The 16,962-nt window shown below is 41.6% G+C and carries 15 protein-coding genes and 1 pseudogene; 11 read left to right on the top strand and 5 right to left on the bottom strand.

Going from position 1 to position 16,962, the window contains the following annotated elements; all coding sequences use genetic code 11:
* Positions 1-136: 136 nt before the first annotated feature.
* From J7J00_RS09080 to J7J00_RS09055, 6 genes and pseudogenes are all read left to right on the top strand, one after another.
* Complete coding sequence (locus tag J7J00_RS09080; RefSeq protein WP_214790029.1) at positions 137-337, top strand: DUF3311 domain-containing protein; 201 nt, start codon at positions 137-139, stop codon at positions 335-337.
* Positions 334-1,808: pseudogene (locus tag J7J00_RS09075) on the top strand (sodium:solute symporter family protein). The gene J7J00_RS09080 and the pseudogene J7J00_RS09075 overlap by 4 nt, the downstream one beginning before the upstream one ends.
* Positions 1,809-1,842: 34 nt before the next feature.
* On the top strand, positions 1,843-2,748 hold the full coding sequence (locus tag J7J00_RS09070; protein ID WP_214790027.1) for an alpha/beta fold hydrolase: 906 nt from the start codon (positions 1,843-1,845) through the stop codon (positions 2,746-2,748).
* Positions 2,749-2,889: 141 nt separating this feature from the next.
* On the top strand, positions 2,890-3,204 hold the full coding sequence (locus tag J7J00_RS09065; RefSeq protein WP_214790025.1) for a thioredoxin family protein: 315 nt from the start codon (positions 2,890-2,892) through the stop codon (positions 3,202-3,204).
* 174 nt (positions 3,205-3,378) lie between these two features.
* Positions 3,379-3,885, top strand: a complete 507-nt coding sequence (locus tag J7J00_RS09060) for an RrF2 family transcriptional regulator (RefSeq protein ID WP_076370178.1) — start codon at positions 3,379-3,381, stop codon at positions 3,883-3,885.
* 2 nt (positions 3,886-3,887) lie between these two features.
* Positions 3,888-6,737 (top strand): YhgE/Pip domain-containing protein, encoded by a 2,850-nt coding sequence (locus J7J00_RS09055; RefSeq protein ID WP_214790023.1) that lies wholly within the window; start codon positions 3,888-3,890, stop codon positions 6,735-6,737.
* 46 nt (positions 6,738-6,783) lie between these two features.
* On the opposite strand, the gene J7J00_RS09050 is transcribed toward J7J00_RS09055, so the two are convergent.
* The 4 genes from J7J00_RS09050 to J7J00_RS09035 all read right to left on the bottom strand — a co-directional run bounded on the left by J7J00_RS09050 (position 6,784) and on the right by J7J00_RS09035 (position 8,793).
* Positions 6,784-7,155: an ArsR/SmtB family transcription factor gene (locus tag J7J00_RS09050; RefSeq protein WP_061465208.1), complete on the bottom strand. Its 372-nt coding sequence runs from the start codon at positions 7,153-7,155 to the stop codon at positions 6,784-6,786.
* On the bottom strand, positions 7,156-7,584 hold the full coding sequence (locus J7J00_RS09045) for an SRPBCC family protein (RefSeq protein WP_214790021.1): 429 nt from the start codon (positions 7,582-7,584) through the stop codon (positions 7,156-7,158).
* Between the two features lie 125 nt (positions 7,585-7,709).
* Positions 7,710-8,153 (bottom strand): DUF6376 family protein, encoded by a 444-nt coding sequence (locus tag J7J00_RS09040; RefSeq protein ID WP_214790019.1) that lies wholly within the window; start codon positions 8,151-8,153, stop codon positions 7,710-7,712.
* Between the two features lie 34 nt (positions 8,154-8,187).
* Positions 8,188-8,793, bottom strand: a complete 606-nt coding sequence (locus tag J7J00_RS09035; RefSeq protein WP_214790017.1) for a protein kinase family protein — start codon at positions 8,791-8,793, stop codon at positions 8,188-8,190.
* Positions 8,794-9,382: 589 nt separating this feature from the next.
* Here J7J00_RS09035 and J7J00_RS09030 point away from each other — a divergent pair.
* The gene (locus J7J00_RS09030) at positions 9,383-12,475 is read left to right on the top strand and encodes an SH3 domain-containing protein (RefSeq protein WP_214790015.1); all 3,093 of its coding nucleotides are present in this window, start codon (positions 9,383-9,385) and stop codon (positions 12,473-12,475) included.
* Positions 12,476-12,523: 48 nt separating this feature from the next.
* On the opposite strand, the gene J7J00_RS09025 is transcribed toward J7J00_RS09030, so the two are convergent.
* On the bottom strand, positions 12,524-12,955 hold the full coding sequence (locus J7J00_RS09025) for an Rrf2 family transcriptional regulator (RefSeq protein ID WP_098373022.1): 432 nt from the start codon (positions 12,953-12,955) through the stop codon (positions 12,524-12,526).
* A gap of 313 nt (positions 12,956-13,268) precedes the next feature.
* Between J7J00_RS09025 and J7J00_RS09020 the strand changes: the two genes are divergently transcribed.
* From J7J00_RS09020 to galU, 4 genes are all read left to right on the top strand, one after another.
* Positions 13,269-13,958, top strand: coding sequence for a DsbA family protein (locus tag J7J00_RS09020; protein WP_286201259.1), 690 nt, complete (start codon positions 13,269-13,271; stop codon positions 13,956-13,958).
* A 2-nt stretch (positions 13,959-13,960) separates the two neighbouring features.
* A complete protein-coding gene (locus J7J00_RS09015; protein WP_214790011.1) occupies positions 13,961-14,368 on the top strand; it encodes a disulfide oxidoreductase in 408 nt (135 codons plus the stop codon).
* Positions 14,369-14,941: 573 nt separating this feature from the next.
* A complete protein-coding gene (locus J7J00_RS09010; protein ID WP_214790008.1) occupies positions 14,942-15,583 on the top strand; it encodes an NAD(P)-dependent oxidoreductase in 642 nt (213 codons plus the stop codon).
* A 396-nt stretch (positions 15,584-15,979) separates the two neighbouring features.
* Positions 15,980-16,867, top strand: coding sequence for a UTP--glucose-1-phosphate uridylyltransferase GalU (galU, locus tag J7J00_RS09005; protein ID WP_214790006.1), 888 nt, complete (start codon positions 15,980-15,982; stop codon positions 16,865-16,867).
* The last annotated feature ends 95 nt before the right edge of the window (positions 16,868-16,962 follow it).

The raw sequence follows: 16,962 nt of genomic DNA, 5'->3' as shown, positions 1-16,962 counted from the left end.
ATTGACGACGGCAGAAAGGGGGACTACTGCGGCGGATCCGCACTTTTTCACGAGTTGCTGCGCAGGTGATGAATCAAAGATATCGATCTTCGTGTTACCACATTTAGTTCATATCATTAGACAAGAGGAGAATCCCATGAAACCAATTTATTTTCTTTCTTTAATTCCTGTAATCGCCATACTTGGCGGGCCTTTTTGGGCTAATAGTATCGAATCGTATATTCTTGGCATGCCGCTATTCTTTTTCTGGAACTTTTCGTGGCTGATCTTTACCGCTTTAGTCGTTTTTATCATTTATATGCTAGATCCCAAGAATAAAGAGAGGGAAGAGAAATGAATATTGCGATCATCATTATTTTCAGTTTCCTGTTGCTGTCACTTTATTTAGGGATTAGGGCAAGAAAAGGCAAGGACATGGACCTTGAACAGTGGACAGTCGGCGGACGCGGGTTCGGTCCTTTCATCATCATGATTTTACTGGCGGGAGAGATTTATTCCACCTCCACTTTCCTGGGCTCCAGCGGGTGGGCATATGGTATAGGCGGTCCGGCATTGTACGGAACGGCGTTCGCAGCATTGGGCTACCTGTTTTCTTATTGGATTTATCCCGCCATTTGGAGCTACGGAAATAAACACAAGCTCATTTCACAAGCAGACTTTTATGTTAAAAAGTACAAAAGTCCGTTATTGGGGGTACTTGTTTCGATCGTCGGTGTTTTGGCACTGGTACCGTTTTTGGTGCTGCAATTAAAGGGTCTGGGAATCATCGTTTCGACTACTTCCTATGGTTCGATTTCCCCGACGGTTGCCGTTTGGATCGGAGCTGTTTCAGTTACCGTTTATGTGATGATTTCAGGTATCCATGGATCGGTCTGGACAGCTGTTCTCAAAGATATCATGATCGCTTTGGTCGCGTTATTTTTAGGGATTTACATTCCGCTTCATTATTTTGGCGGAATCCAGCCGATGTTCGAAGCAGTCAATGCCGTCAAGCCTGATTTCCTGACACTCCCGGATATGGGGATGAGTGCTTCATGGTTTATATCCACGATCATCTTGACGACGTTAGGTTTCTATATGTGGCCGCAAACGTTCGGTTCTGCATATACAGCTAAGAGTGCCAAGACATTCCGTAAAAATGCGTTCATCCTTCCGCTTTACGGAGCATTATCCGTCGGTGCGATCTTTGTCGGCTATGCCGCCATCATTAAAGTTCCTGGTTTGCAAGGATCGGATATGGATCTTGCGCTATTGAAGCTTTCGATCAATACCTTCGATCCTTGGTTTGTGGGGGTCATCGGGGCAGCGGGTCTATTGACCGCCCTTGTTCCAGGCTCGATGATTTTAATGAGTTCAGCGACGCTGCTTGCCAAAACGTGTATCAGCACTTTTCTCCTTACGCCTCGGATAAACAAATCACGACCATTGCCAAGTTGCTCGTACCTGTTCTTGCTCTCATTGCCGTGTATTTTACTTTGACTGGAGGAAATACGATCGTGGCCCTTTTATTGATGGGATACAGCATGGTGACTCAATTATTCCCATCTTTCATCGCCAGTCTCCTGCAAAAAAACTTTGTGACGAAAGTGGGTGCGTCAGCGGGCATCATTGCCGGTTTAGCCACTGTTGGGTATACAACCATAACAAGCGCTACAATTGGGACACTTTTCCCGGCATTGCCGCAAGCCATTAAAGATTTGAACATTGGTCTTGTCGCTCTCCTCATAAATGTGATTGTAATGATTGGAGTCAGTCTTATTGCAAGGAAATTTTCCAAGGATAATAAAGGTGAATTGGAAGCTGCTTGATAATAAAAAGATGATTTAAAAGAGGAGGGTCATGATGTTTGCGAAAGTTAACGGAACAAGGATATATTTCGATGTGGAAGGGGCGGAATTGGTGCCTGAAGGGAATTCATGGAGAAAGAAGCCGGTCTGTTTCGTCATTCATGGCGGACCTGGGGGCGAGCACATTGGATTTAAACCATTCCTCACGCCGCTTTCGGCATCGATGCAGTTGGTTTACATTGATCAGCGCGGTTGCGGCCGTTCTGATCGCGGTCCGAAATCGACATATAACCTGGAGAATAACGTGGAGGATCTAGAGGCGATCCGGAACTATTTAGGGTTGGGAAAGGTTATTATATTGGGCCATTCTTACGGGGGGATGGTTGCACAAAAGTACGCCATTCGCTATCCGGACAGTGTGGCTGCCCTTCTTCTAATCGCAACTTCACCAAGTCACATTTTCGGAGAAGAGGCCTTGGTGAAAATAGAGGAAACCGGGACGGATGATCAAAAAAGGATGGCAAAACTTCTATTTGAGGGGGCTATGGAAAACCAGCATATGGCTGAATTCAGTATGGTCATGGAACCGCTCTATTTTTACTCATCAAGGGGAAAAGTAAGAACTGAAGCGGAAAAAGAGATGATGCAAAAGAAGAAATCGAATTTTAATTGGGAAGCGGCTAATGAAGGGGCCAAGTTTTTGAAAACATTTGACTTAGTGGACCAACTGGATCAAATACCGTGCCCCACATTAGTGGCGGGAGGCCGTCATGATTGGATCACTCCTGTAGAGGCATCCATTCTCATCGCCGAAAAAATTCCTGACAGTGAATTGATCATTTTTGAAAAAAGCTGTCATTATCTTTTCATTGATGAAAATAGGGAGTTCATTTCAAGGATGTCCTCTTTCATAAACGAGAGATTAGGACTCCAAGAAAATGCGGCTTTGCCCAAAGCATAGAAAAGGTACATGAACCGGGCAGAAGTTAGATGATCCAGGATAAACCGTTTGTGCTGTAAAGGAATTAATTATATATTAATCCTTGAGTACATTAATTCATGGATTAAAGTATGATGATAAGAAAGCCCGGAGGAGACGATCATGAAAAATATCAATACTGAACAAGAATACCGTGAACAAATCAATCAAGAGGGACTGACGGTCGGGATTTTTACAACTACATGGTGTCCGGACTGCAAACGTTTAGACATGTTCATCGATGAGATCACTCAAGAACATGAAGACAAACAGTGGTTTACAATCGATCGTGACGAGTTCCCTGAGGTTTCTGAAGAGCAAACGGTAATGGGAATTCCATCACTATTAGTATTTAAGAATGGGGAAAAGGTTGCACATCTGCACAGTGCAAATGCTAAAACTCCAGAAGCGGTCAATGAGTTTCTAAATGACCTATAAAAAAACTTGAAAGGTGAACCCCTTATTATGCTGTCATAAGGGGTTCACCTTTTTTTTAGAAATTTTTTCTAGAATTAACTTGATTTCTAGGATGAAACAGGTTTTAATTATAGATACCGAATATCCATTATGGATATCAAACATCTACATAGATTCTGAAAGAGGTGAACTGATTTGCAATTAACAAAAGGGGTCGAGCAAGCTATATGCATCATTGTTATCCTCTCCACCCAGGATAAAAATGTACCGCTTTCGTCTAATGAGATCAGCAGGCGATTGGAGGTGTCTCCTTCTTATTTGAAAAAAATCATAAGGAAATTGGTCGTTAAGCAGATAATCACTTCCGTTCCTGGTAATAATGGCGGCCTTACTCTTGCCAAAAGTGTAGATAAGATTAAAAACCTTGAAATCATTGAGGCGATGGAAGGCCCCATTTCGATGTTTCCGGATACGGGACTTATAGAAAAAGCGTTTAAAGATGGAGAGTATGCAGAGAAGGGAATGGACGTCCTTCGTCGGATGTTTTCTCGGGCGGATCAACTTTTGATAGAGTTCTTTTCCAGCCAAACAGTGGCAGATTTGCTGAAAGAAAGCTTTGGCACCACGGACATACCGACTCTTAATTGGAATTCAACGTCATTGAGTGATGTACTGCGTGAAAAGAAAGGTGAAAAGAAGTGAACATGCTTAAACAAGAATGGAAGCTTTTCCTTACAAATCGAAAACTGGTCGGTGTCGCAATCGTTTTACTGTTCGTACCGATTATTTATGGGGGGCTATTTCTTAGTTCCGCTTGGAATCCATACGGGAATACAGGGAAATTGCCTGTTGCAGTCGTGAATAAGGATGTGAAGGCGGAATATGAGGGTAAAACCTTAACAGTCGGTAATGAGCTAATCGAGAATTTAAAGGACAATGATGATTTAGAATGGCATTTCGTAACGGAAAAAGCGGCGAAAAAAGGATTTGATGATGGTACATATTATATGGTCGTTACCATTCCTGAGGACTTTTCGAAAAATGCTGCAACCGTCATGGATGATAAGCCAAAAAAAATGAATTTGACGTATGACGTGAATCCTGGACGCAGTTTCGTTTCTGAAACGGTCGGAAAACAGGCAACGAATAATTTGAAAACGGAAATTGCCGAAAGTGTCACAAAAGAATATGCGGAAGCGATTTTCTCCCAGCTGGATGAAATCGGAGATGGCTTCAATGATGCAGCAGATGGGGCATCAAAACTGGATGACGGCGCAAAAAAACTGCATGATGGAAACAAAGAAGTGACGGAAAATCTGAATAAATTAGCTTCCAGTACATTAACTTTTAAAGATGGCGCGAATAAACTTCAAATCGGCGTCGGCGAGTTTTTGGAAGGAGCCAACAAGCTTGAAAGTGGAGCGTCGGAATTAAATAAGGGAATTTCACACTATACTTCCGGTGTCGGTCAATTGCAAAAGGGTGCGGACGAACTTGCATCAGGCACAGGGGAATTAACAAATAATAGTGAAGCACTTATACAAGGTTCATCCCAACTTTCCACTGGGCTGGCCAAAGTGGTTCCAGGAGCGCAAACTTTAAATACGGGATTGGCACAAGCGCAAACAGGCAGTGCGAATTTGAATAATGGGTTGAATCAATTATCACAAAATGCAAGCCAGCTGACGGACCAATCGACAGGAATTCCAAAATTGGCAGCAGGTCAGCAAAGTTTAAATGAGGGAATCAATAAACTGGCAGAAGGAGGCCAGGCGTTAAATGACGGCCTGAAAAAAATGGATGGCCAATTGCCCGCAGAAGAACAGCTGAGTCAGCTTAAGCAAGGACTGACAAGCATTCAAAGCGGTGTAAATCAATTGCAAAAAGCGGTTCCTGCAGGGAGCAGCGCGTCCGGTACCGTATCTGGCATTACTGATGACCTCAATAACAGTCAAGCGGCCTTAACGGAACTTCAATCAACAATTGCGAATAATGGTCAGAGCACGATCAATGCCGTTCAAAACACGGAAGCATTCAAAGGCATGACCAGTGAACAACAATCCGAATTAATCGGGGCCATTCAAAATGAACTTCAAAACCAAGCGGATGCACAAAAACAAATCGCATCGACTCTTGCTGCAAGTGTATCCGACTTATCAACGCAATTAAAGGATAAAGTGATGCCTGTATTGAATGGATTAGGCCAGCTTCCAGAACAAGTGGCCAATTTAAATAATGCGGTGAATAAAGTCAATCCAAACGCCGTTTCAGCGTTAAACGGATATACGGCAATAAGGAACGCACTTGAAGAACAATTGATTCCTGGTGCAACCCAATTAAATGGCGGCTTGAATGAGGCTGTTGATGGCAGCAATCAATTAACGGCGGCAACACAAAGTTTAAATGAACGGACACCAGAATTAGTGAAGGGGATCAACCAGTTAGCACAAGGCGGTTCCTCGTTGAATAATGGCCTATCAAAACTAACTGAGGGATCTGGTCAGCTGGTTGATGGAGTTTCACAACTTCAAGCAGGGTCAACCTCCTTTGGGGATGGTCTTGAGAAGTATGCGTTTGGTGTTAGCCAAGTTGGCGAAGGGGCAAGCAAACTTGCTAGTGGGGCCAATGAACTGAATGCCAACTCAGCTGCCTTGAACGATGGCTCATCAGCACTTGTTAAGGGCACTGAACAATTGGCAAGCAATCTGCCTACTTTAAGCAATGGAGTCATCCAGCTTGCCGATGGGGCAGGTAAGATCAATGAAGGTTCATCAGCACTTGCTGAAGGTTCCGGTAAATTGGGTGATGGCATATCCTCACTTAAAGATGGAACGGTCGAGCTTTCGGAAAAACTCGGTGATGGAGCAGAAGAAATAAGTGAAAACAAAACAACCGATGATAATTACAGCATGATTGCTGAACCGACACAGGTTAAAGAACAAAAAAGCAGTGACGTGCCGAATTATGGTCATGCACTAGCACCTTATGTATTGTCTCTTGGCTTATTTGTAGGAGCTATAGCCTTCAATATGGGGTTCCCGACAGGGTTGCCTTCCACAAGGCCTACTTCAGGAGTGGCATGGTGGTTCAGTAAATTTACGGTCCTATTTATCCAAGCGACGCTTTCAGCATTAGTGTTGGATGCGATCATGATTTGGGGAATGGATTTACAGGTCGAGAACATGGGGCAATTCATTGGGGTTTCCATATTGACTTCCCTTACCTTCATGTTCATCGTCACCTTCTTGACCGTAGGATTTGGAAATCCGGGTCGTTTATTAGCGATGATATTCCTTGTATTACAGCTAGGTGCAAGCGGAGGAATGTTCCCCGTGGAACTGACCAATAACTTCTTCAGTCATGTTCACCCGTTCATACCAATGACATACTCTGTCATGGGCTTTCGTCAGGCGATGAGTACGAGCCTTGGAGCGGATGCATTGACAACGAGTATAGTGTTCCTTACTGGATGCATCATTGTCTTTAATCTACTACTATTGCTAACAATGGTCATCAAGAAGCGCAAAGAACACAATGTGGAGATGGATGCATAAACTAATGAAAAAAACCCCCGGTGCAATGCGCCGGGGGGATTTTTCATTATGATGGTTCATCCGTGTCCTTTTCTTTATCGATGACTTTCAATCCATTTTCCCCTGAATTTTCAATCACATGTTTAAGGATGGATAATTTGTTATCCCAGAATTGATCATAAAAAGAAAGCCACTGTTTCAATTCCGCTAAAGGTTCTGGCTGAAGCCTAAATCGTTTCTCTCTGCCTACCTTCCGGCCACTGACCAATTCAGCTTCAGAAAGGATATGAAGATGCTTGGCAATCGCTGTACGGCTCATGGAAAAGTGAGAAGTGATTTCTGAAATGGGTAAATCCCCTTCAGCAAGCAATTGCAGGACCTTTCGGCGGGTTGGGTCGGCGATAGCCTGAAATACATCATGCTTTTCTGCTGCAGACACTTAGCCCTCAACAACCTTTTTAAGTTTTGCATGAACGATCTGTTCCCAGCCATGATCCATTCTATCGCGAATCACTGAGCTTTTTTCATTCGGTTTCGGAAGAATCGTTTCAGGCTCTTTCCAACCACCATGAATAAGGGAGAACTCCGTTTTGCCATCCAGTTCTTTTAAAATGAAGGAAATGAACCAACCGTCCGTATCCCAACTGAATGAAAGACGATGAGGAGCATCTAACTCCGTTACCTTACAAGGAGATGGACCAAAAGGTGATTGCACATGGAACTCATGTCCCACTTTCGGTTGAAAATCATTTGGCATGAACCATGAAGCTATGCCCTCGGCAGTCGAAACTGTATCCCAAACTTGTTGGATGGGGGCTTCAAGAATAACCGTCTTCTTGATATCCTGTAGTGTATGTTGATTTTCCATACTGATTCTCCTTTTTAACTGAAAATATGAAACCAATTGGTTTTGCTTTGTTGATTATATAAAACCTTATGGTTTCATGTCAATAATTTGTTTCAAGCGATTCGATTTTATTCATTGCAGGATGCTTAATTCCCCAATTTTTCAATTTGTTTTGCCAATCCTGTTATATTATCGATTGATTTCATTATCTCTGAATCTTCCAATGCCTTAGGGTCAATTTGGCCATTTTCAATATTATTCAGATATAATTCAATTCCATCCGAAAGCTGTTGATTCGAGCTGACGATCTTCTCATGGATGCCTTCAGCGATTTGGGGTGGTTCCGTTGCATTGAATTCTTCAATCTCTGTTTTCATCAATTCCAGTTCTTTTTCAAGATTTGCTCTTGCTTCGGCATTCGTGACGGCGTCCTGTGACAATGCAGGCACCTCATTGGAAAATTCCTTAACGGTATTTACATACTCCGTAGCATTATCGGCATACTCCAATGATGAATTGACTTCTTCTAAAGCTGAGCATCCGCTTAATGTAAGGATGGAAAGCAGAGCAATGGTCATTATTTTTTTCATATATGCCTCCAATGTGATTTTTTTATAGGAAGGATCAGATGGGCAGAAATCTCTTTTTATAAATCGCTGCAATGGAATTCAGTATGAAGCTGGGGATCTTCTTCGGAAAAAATGACTTCGAATAGAAAAGGTGAAATGCACTTTTCAAATCGTGCCACTGATTGCAGGATTTCACTTGCTTAAACCTTGCAACGTCAATGATCTTCACCTTTTTTTCGGAAGTGATGAAGATGTTTCGTAAATGGATATCCGAAGGGTTCAATCCCTCTTTCCTTGCCAATTGCAGGGCATGGTCTATCTCCGCAATGTTTTCTTCCGTTATCGGGATTCCCAATGTTAAACATTCAAAAAGAGTGTTGCCTTCAATGTGATCTATAACCAGGTAATTTACCCCCGCATCATATAGGGTTGGATAATATTCAATGGATTGGACGGTTTTGTATATTTCAGCTTCAACTTTAGCTGTGTGAGTATGATCCGGGAAAAACACTTTTAGTGCCTTATTGGTGGAATGTATTTTGAATACATATGCGCTGCGGCCTTTTCCGATAAGTGATAAAGATGGGTCGGCATCAAGCAATATATGCTTTTTATCATCGGAAATCTTAACGCTTTGAGCTAATTCATTATAGTTCTGCATACTTTTCACCTCTATTGTGCAATTTTTCGAATCAAAAAAGACGGTATAACCGATTATTGGTCATACCGTCTTTTAAAAATTAAAAGACCTCACCAAATAATCGGCAAGGTCTTGCAAACAACTAAAATCAGTTGCCAATAAAGCCGAGGATTCAATCCTGTACTGACGACTTTATTGTATAGCTACTCCCCTTAACAGAAGGATTCTTATAAGTTATATACAGTAATTATATAGGTTATTGCCTCGATCCGTCAAATACTAAGGATCGTGTGCTCACTCTTTATGTATATTCAGTAAATGCAGAAAGATGCTCGTCTCATAAGCATTAATTTGAGTGGTAAGTAATTATATCAATATACTTTATATTCATCATTTGCTTGCCGGGGAGGCTTCTTTGCGAATATTTCTATTTTATTACTTAAATGTCTATTAGTTTACTATTATGTTACAATCTCTTTTATCTCCCTATAGATCTAAAGGAATATGATATATTTTAGACGAATGAGCATATATACCTATACTATTATACTGATTTTAACCGATATTTAAATAAATGTTTAAAACATAATTCTTTAGTAGGGAGAATGAGATGAAGAAATTAATTATACCAACTTTCTGTTTTGCAGTGTTGTCTACAGTTGCTTTCGAAGAAAAAATATCTGCAGCTCCACTACATGCGGAACAGGCCAGTATTGAGGGCGTCATGTTTGTACATGTAAGTTCCGGTTCGCTCAATATGAGAAAAAACGGGGCGGAGGATGCAAGCATAGTTGCAAAGCTTGCAAATGGCACACAGGTAACGGTGTATTCGGAGTCCAAAGGCTGGGCGAAGATCAAAGCCAATGGAAAAGATGGATATGTCAGTACCAAGTATTTATCGGCAACGAAGCCAGGGACTTTAACAAAAAGTGCAATAACGATTAAAACGACAACAAAATATGTGAATGTGAGCACAGGTTCATTGAATATGCGAAAAAGCGCCAGTGATAGTGCCGGCATGGTCGCGAAGCTGACTAGAGGCACACAGGTAACGGTGTATTCGGAATCCAAAGGCTGGGCGAAAGTCAAAGCCAATGGAAAAGAAGGATATGTCAGTACGAAGTATCTATCGGCAATGAAGCCTGGAACGGTAACCAAAGCTGCGGCGACCGTTAAAACGACAACGAAATATGTGAATGTGAGCACAGGTTCACTTAATATGCGGAAAAGCGGGATAGATAGTGCCAGCATAGTCGCAAAGCTGACAAGAGGCACACAGGTAACGGTGTATTCGGAGTCCAAAGGCTGGGCGAAAATCAAAGCCAATGGAAAAGAAGGATATGTCAGTACGAAGTATCTATCGGCAACGAAGCCAGGAACGGTAACCAAAGCTGCGGTAACGGTTAAAACGACAACGAAATATGTGAATGTGAGCACGGGCTCCCTTAATATGCGAAAAAGTGGAAAGGCTACCGCAAACGTTGTCGCCATCCTTTCAAAAGGGACGAAAGTGACGGTCTATTCGGAAGCTAATGGCTGGGTGAAAATCAAAGCCAATGGAAAGGATGGATATGTCAGCGCCAAATATTTGTCTGCTTCAAAGCCAGGATCGGGAGCAACGTCAGCCACACCTGCAAAAACGACGACGAAATATGTCACGGGTTCCCTCAATATGCGAAAAAGTGGAAAAGCTACTGCAAGCATAGTCGCAATCCTTTCAAAAGGAACGAATGTGACGGTGTATTCGGAATCCAATGGCTGGGCCAAAGTCAAAGCCAATGGAAAGGACGGGTATGTCAGCACCAAATATCTTTCGACGGCAAAGCCAGGATCGGGATCAACGGCAGTAACGCCTGGAAAAACGACAACGAAATATGTAAACGTAAGCTCTGGAACGCTCAATATGAGAAAAAGCGGATCGGAAAGCGCGAACATAGTCGCGAAGCTTTCAAAAGGAACGAAAGTGACGGTCTATTCGGAATCCAAAGGCTGGGCCAAAGTCAAAGCCAATGGAAAAGACGGCCATGTCAGTGCCAAATATCTATCGACAACAAAACCAGGAACAGGATCAACGGCAGTAACGCCTGAAAAAACGACGACGAAATATGTAAACGTAAGCTCTGGAACGCTCAATATGAGAAAAAGCGGGTCGGAAAGCGCGAGCATAGTCGCAAAGCTGTCAAAAGCAACGGAAGTGACGGTCTATTCGGAATCCAAAGGCTGGGCGAAAATCAAGGCCAATGGGAAGGATGGGTATGTCAGTACTGACTTTCTCTCGACGACAAAGCCTGAAATGGACTCCAAACCATCCATACCTGAAAAAACGACAACGAAATATGTAAATGTCAGCTCGGGTTCAATGAATATGCGGAATAAGCCGTCAGAAAGTGCTTCCGTCATTGTGAAATTGGCAAGGGGTTTAGAGGTAGAAGTCATCTCGGAATCAAATGGATGGTCAAAAGTTAAAGTGTATGGCGGAGAAGGTTATGTCAGTACGCATTATCTATCAGCAACGAAGCCTGGTTCTTTACCGGGGCTGAATCCGGACGGAGAAGAAAACACGTTAGTTAAATATGTAAATGTGAATGATGGCTCCAGTCTGAATATGCGGTCACAAGCATCAGCTTCCGCTTCAATTATAGCCAAGCTTGTAAACAATACGGCAGTAACGGTGTATTCAGAATCTAATGGCTGGTCAAGAGTCACGGCCAATGGAAAAACGGGATATGTCAGTACGCAATATTTAACGGTCAAAGCACCGGAAGGTCCAGGAAGTTCGAATGGATCGATAATCAGGATCGATAAAGAGTATGATCTTACGATGGAAAAGATGGTTGAAATTCAAATGGCCGTAAATGGTCAAACGGATAAAAATTATAAAACCTACATACGCGAAGATGGATTAACTTTAATCAATTCTACAAAAGGTACGGTTAAAGGAACCGGATGGCGTGTCAGGGGCGGAGCTGGATCTAATTATTGGGTAGTCGGTCCTGTCAGCAATAATCAATCATTGAATATTAAATCAAAAGTAAAGGGATCTGACGGATACTATTGGTATGAGGTGGATTATAACAAGACATGGGTAAATGCCAGTCCGGAAGATATAGAATATAATCTTAACCCGAATAATTTTGTGAATGATTCAGTCAAATCATTCCAATTCGTCAAGCTCTCTCAAGTCACCAACATGAACGTTTCTGAAGTGAATAATAGAATCCTTTCAGGTAAAGGGATTCTACAAGGGCAAGCTGCAACTTTCACTGCGGCAGGGGAGAAATATGGGGTCAATGAAATCTACCTGATTTCACATGCTTTGCTGGAGACCGGGAATGGCACTTCACCATTAGCGACTGGCGTAAAGGTTAACGGGAAAACGGTCTATAATATGTATGGAGTGGGAGCATTTGACGGAACGGCGCTAAGCAGCGGCGCTCAATACGCCTATAATGCTGGCTGGTTCACTCCGGAGGCGGCCATCATAGGCGGTGCCGAATTCATCGCCAAAGGGTATATCTCTGCTGGACAGGACACGCTTTATAAAATGAGATGGAATCCTACAGCCGCAGAGAAATATGGATATGCTTCACACCAGTATGCGACTGATATTGGCTGGGCAACAAAACAAGTGAAACAGATTTATAATTTGTATAGTTTACTAGATTCCTATAAATTGACGATTGAAGTTCCTAAGTATAAATAAGAAAACGGCAAAAAACACATGGGTCAGGCTCATGTGTTTTTTTTCCTATTAAGTTTTATCCTTTTCCAGAATACCCCTAACGACATCCTCGATCGTTACCACTCCCAATGCCTTTTCCAAGGCAAGTTCCGCAACTGAAAAGATGGGTTCTATTGTATCTTGTATATTTCTTCCAACAGTGCATGCTGGATTAGGATTTTCATGGATTCCAAATAATTCTTTATCGGAGGCAACGTTGACAGCCTGATAAACATCAAGCAAAGTGATATCCGATAATTCCTTGGCCAATGTTGCTCCGGCGATACCCGGACGAACGTTCACTAAGCCAGCATTCTTCAGCATGCCGGTGATTTTTCTGATTAAGGCTGGGTTGGTGTTTACACTTTTTGCAATAAAATCAGAAGTGTTAACGCCTTCTTTGTTTATTTCTAAAAGAGATAATATATGGATCCCTACGGAAAAGCGGGTACTGATGGACATCTCTTTTTTCTCTCCTTTAAAATCTCTATTCTTATATAGTATAAATTATTTAACATGTAATTCAAGTGGTTACAAGTTATAATGGCCTGCAAGAATAATATTTATCCATTAACCGTATCCTTGTCAAGTAACGCCGTTTCTGCAAAGGCAAAAATAAAAAGTATGTGTAATTGACAAACCAGCATGGTGAAACTTATATTATAACGTGTAAATGAATCAGTTACAGGTGAAAGCAACAGGAAGGGGGAATCGAAATCGGCCGCTATGGCTGGAGAAGGAATATCGACACAACTACAAGTGATGGAGGTATATGATGGCTAATAAAAAAAAGGGTAATCCAAAACAATCTTCTGCATTCATGTTTTGGATGATAGGGTTAATTGCTGTAATCATTATTGGCTTTATATTTTTGGCAAAGGGGAAGGACGAAGATACAGCCGTTAATGAAATTGATTATAAATCACAGCCTTATTTGGGTGAAAAATCAGCACCTGTCCAAATAGTGGAATTTGGTGATTATAAATGTCCAGTATGTAAGACATTCGAGAAGCAATTCTTTCCTTCTATACAAAGTGAATTGATTGATACAGGAAAAGCGCAATTTTATTTCATGAATTATTCGTTCATTAACGTCGATTCATCCAGATCCGCTAAATTTGCGGAAAGTGTTTATCAGGAATTAGGAAATGATACCTTTTGGAAATTCCATGAGCTTCTGTACGATAAGCAGCCAGAGGACCTGAAGTATGAAAAGAAAGATGTGTTCACGGACAAATTCTTAGAAGAAACATTGAAAGAAATCGCAAATGACAAAGATGTGAAAAAAGTAGTTTCCTCCTTTAAAGCCGGTAATTCCGAGGACCAATGGAACAAAGATATGGATTTGGCCGACGAATTGGGCGTTTCTGGAACTCCTTCCTTATTTGTCAATGGCAAGAAGTTTGAAGGAAATACAATTGATGATTTAGAGAAAATGGTTGATGATGCAGCGAAGGAGAAATAGTGATGAACAAGCCACTATTATTTTCTTGGATCCTATCGATCATCGCCACTGCTGGAAGTCTCTACTTTAGTGAGATTCTCCATTATGTACCCTGTACCTTTTGTTGGTATCAAAGGATCTTGATGTACCCGCTCGTTATTTTATTGGGTCGTGCCTTTTATGAGCAAGATCTGAAAATTCACCGATACATCCTCCCATTATCGATTATGGGCATGTTGGTGTCAGGGTATCACTATAGTCTGCAAAAAATCCCAGCACTAAAGCATTTTGAAATGTGTCAAAGTGGTGTTCCCTGCTCAGGTGAGTATATAAATTGGCTAGGATTCATCACAATCCCGTTTTTGGCCTTTATCGCGTTTACTCTCATCACTATCTGCATGGGACTGCTAATGAAAAAGAAAAACAGCTAATTTAAGCGCACCATTCTAAAAGGAATGGTGCTTTTATATATATATATCGACGAAAAACTAGGATATATCTCCGGCCCCTGCAATATATCGACGAAAAAAGCGGATATATCTCCGAAAACAGCAATATATCGACGAAAAACCAGAATAAATCTCCGGCCCCTGCAATATATCGACGAAAAACCGGGATAAATCTCCGGAAATTGCCATATATCGACGAAAAATCAGGATATATCTCCGGAAATTGCCATATATCGACGAAAAACCAGAATATATCTCCGAAAACAGCAATATATCTCCGAAAACAGCAATATATCGACGAAAAACCGGGATATATCTCCGAACCCTGCAGTATATCGATGAAAAACCGGAATATATCTCCGGAAATTGCAATATATCGATGAAAAACCAGGATATATCTCCGAAAATTGCAATTTATCGACGAAACTCGTATATATCTCCGAACTGTTCTAAATAATAAAGTTGACAAAACGGCAACCTGTAACTTATATTATTACATGTAAGTAATTAAGTTACAATTAAAGTTTCATAAACAATATATAGGAGGAATTTAAAATGAAAATCGGTATTATTGGTGCGAGCGGAAAAGCTGGAAGTCTGATTTTAAAGGAAGCATTGACTAGGGGACATGATGTTACGGCGATTGTCAGGGATGAAGCTAAAGTCCAAATTCAAGGAGCATTCGTACTGGAAAAAGACGTATTCGATCTGAAATCTGAGGATATTAAAGGATTCGATGTGGTAGTGAATGCATTTGGCGCTGCTCCAGGGAAAGAACATCTGCATGTCGAGGCAGGAAAAATCTTGATTGAGGCTATGAAAGGGGCTCCTCAAACTAAACTGATCGTTGTTGGCGGAGCTGGAAGCCTTTTCGTTGACGAGGCAAAAACGATCCGCGTGCTGGATACGCCTGAGTTCCCTAAAGAGTACTTTGCAACAGCCTATAATCAATCCAAGAACCTTGGCGATTTACAAAATGCCACTGGTATCCAATGGACGTTCATCAGTCCTTCCGCCTTCTTTGATCCGCAAGGAAATAGAACAGGTCGGTATACACTGGGTAAAGACAGCCTTCTTGTAAACTCAAAGGGTGAAAGCTATGTTAGTTATGCCGATTTTGCCCTTGCAGTACTTGATGAAATTGAAAATCCGCAGCACATCAACCAACGCTTTACCGTTGTTGCCGAAGCTGAATAATTTAGTGGACGTCGCTCCTTGTGGTGACGTCCATTTTTTTACGTTGAAATGGCCGAATTATAGGCAGACCTGTTGTTCGCAACAGATCCGGATGCAGACGACTCGTTAAAAACGACGAATGAAATGATGAGTGGAGCTAAATAATCAGGTCCTTGGACCTATCATTCGTATAGTGAAAAAAATAAGGCCTTTTCCTGAAATATCGGGGAATGGCCTTATTTATAAGAGGGATATTGCATTGGATGGAAGTTTTAACTATGGGTGCATTTACAAAAGAAGGGTATTTTTTCTGTTAATATATTTACAAAAAACGAGTCTATGTTACTATAAAAAGGATGATTCAGAAAAAATTGGTGTTTTTTGTAGATTTATTTTAATATGAGGGAGTTACAAAGAATGAAAAAAGTTAAAAAGGCCATTATACCTGCAGCAGGCTTGGGAACTAGATTTTTGCCCGCAACGAAGGCAATGCCTAAAGAAATGCTGCCAATAGTCGACAAACCAACTATTCAATATATTATAGAAGAAGCCGTGAAAGCGGGAATCGAAGATATAATCATTGTCACAGGAAAGAATAAACGAGCGATAGAAGATCATTTTGATAATGCTTACGAACTAGAGAATAATTTGAGGGATAAAGGGAAATTCGATTTATTGGAGAAGGTGCAATACCCATCCAATTTAGCTAATATCCACTACATTAGGCAAAAAGAACCGAGAGGCCTCGGACATGCTGTTTGGTGTGCGCGTAATTTTATTGGTGATGAGCCTTTTGCCGTCCTTTTAGGCGATGATATCGTGGAAAGCGATGTGCCCTCCCTACGTCAATTAATCAACGAATATGATGCGACGGGTTCGTCCATCATTGGAGTGCAGCCGGTAAATGAGAACGAAACACATAGATACGGCATCATTGACCCGCTTACGCAAGAAGGCAGAAGATACGAAGTGAACCGTTTCGTCGAAAAACCAAAACAAGGAACGGCACCATCCAATTTAGCCATCATGGGAAGATACATCCTGACTCCGGAAATATTCGATTTCCTGGCCAAGCAGGAAACAGGAGCCGGCGGTGAAATCCAGTTAACGGATGCCATCCAAAAACTGAATGAAATCCAAAAAGTCTTCGCTTACGATTTTGAAGGAAAACGCTTTGATGTCGGTGTTGTTGATGGTTTTGTGAAAACGACCATTGAATTTGCCCTGAAGCGTCCTGATTTAAGAGACGATATCATAAAAGTAATGGAAAATATCCTGGACCTGCACAAGGCAGTGGACAAATAAACTTTTACTGCCCATTCATAAACTTTTAATTTAATAGAGTAATCATTTTAAAAAATCTCCAACTATTGATCATTCATAGTTGTTATTTTGGTTTA

The sequence above is a fragment of the Bacillus sp. ISL-4 genome (genome assembly GCF_018613275.1).
GTDB classification, from domain to species: domain Bacteria; phylum Bacillota; class Bacilli; order Bacillales; family DSM-1321; genus Peribacillus; species Peribacillus simplex_E.
Note: the sequence above shows the minus strand (reverse complement) of the source record. Positions and strands in the feature narration are given on the sequence as shown.

Excerpts from the sequence above, each read along its gene's own strand:
- J7J00_RS09080 (WP_214790029.1), top strand. The coding sequence starts at position 137 with ATGAAACCAATTTATTTTCTTTCTTTAATTCCTGTAATCGCCATACTT.
- J7J00_RS09070 (WP_214790027.1), top strand. The coding sequence starts at position 1,843 with ATGTTTGCGAAAGTTAACGGAACAAGGATATATTTCGATGTGGAAGGG.
- J7J00_RS09065 (WP_214790025.1), top strand. The coding sequence starts at position 2,890 with ATGAAAAATATCAATACTGAACAAGAATACCGTGAACAAATCAATCAA.
- J7J00_RS09055 (WP_214790023.1), top strand. The coding sequence starts at position 3,888 with ATGCTTAAACAAGAATGGAAGCTTTTCCTTACAAATCGAAAACTGGTC.
- J7J00_RS09045 (WP_214790021.1), bottom strand. The coding sequence starts at position 7,584 with ATGGAAAATCAACATACACTACAGGATATCAAGAAGACGGTTATTCTT.
- J7J00_RS09040 (WP_214790019.1), bottom strand. The coding sequence starts at position 8,153 with ATGAAAAAAATAATGACCATTGCTCTGCTTTCCATCCTTACATTAAGC.
- J7J00_RS09035 (WP_214790017.1), bottom strand. The coding sequence starts at position 8,793 with ATGCAGAACTATAATGAATTAGCTCAAAGCGTTAAGATTTCCGATGAT.
- J7J00_RS09030 (WP_214790015.1), top strand. The coding sequence starts at position 9,383 with ATGAAGAAATTAATTATACCAACTTTCTGTTTTGCAGTGTTGTCTACA.
- J7J00_RS09025 (WP_098373022.1), bottom strand. The coding sequence starts at position 12,955 with ATGTCCATCAGTACCCGCTTTTCCGTAGGGATCCATATATTATCTCTT.
- J7J00_RS09020 (WP_286201259.1), top strand. The coding sequence starts at position 13,269 with ATGGCTAATAAAAAAAAGGGTAATCCAAAACAATCTTCTGCATTCATG.
- J7J00_RS09015 (WP_214790011.1), top strand. The coding sequence starts at position 13,961 with ATGAACAAGCCACTATTATTTTCTTGGATCCTATCGATCATCGCCACT.
- J7J00_RS09010 (WP_214790008.1), top strand. The coding sequence starts at position 14,942 with ATGAAAATCGGTATTATTGGTGCGAGCGGAAAAGCTGGAAGTCTGATT.
- galU (WP_214790006.1), top strand. The coding sequence starts at position 15,980 with ATGAAAAAAGTTAAAAAGGCCATTATACCTGCAGCAGGCTTGGGAACT.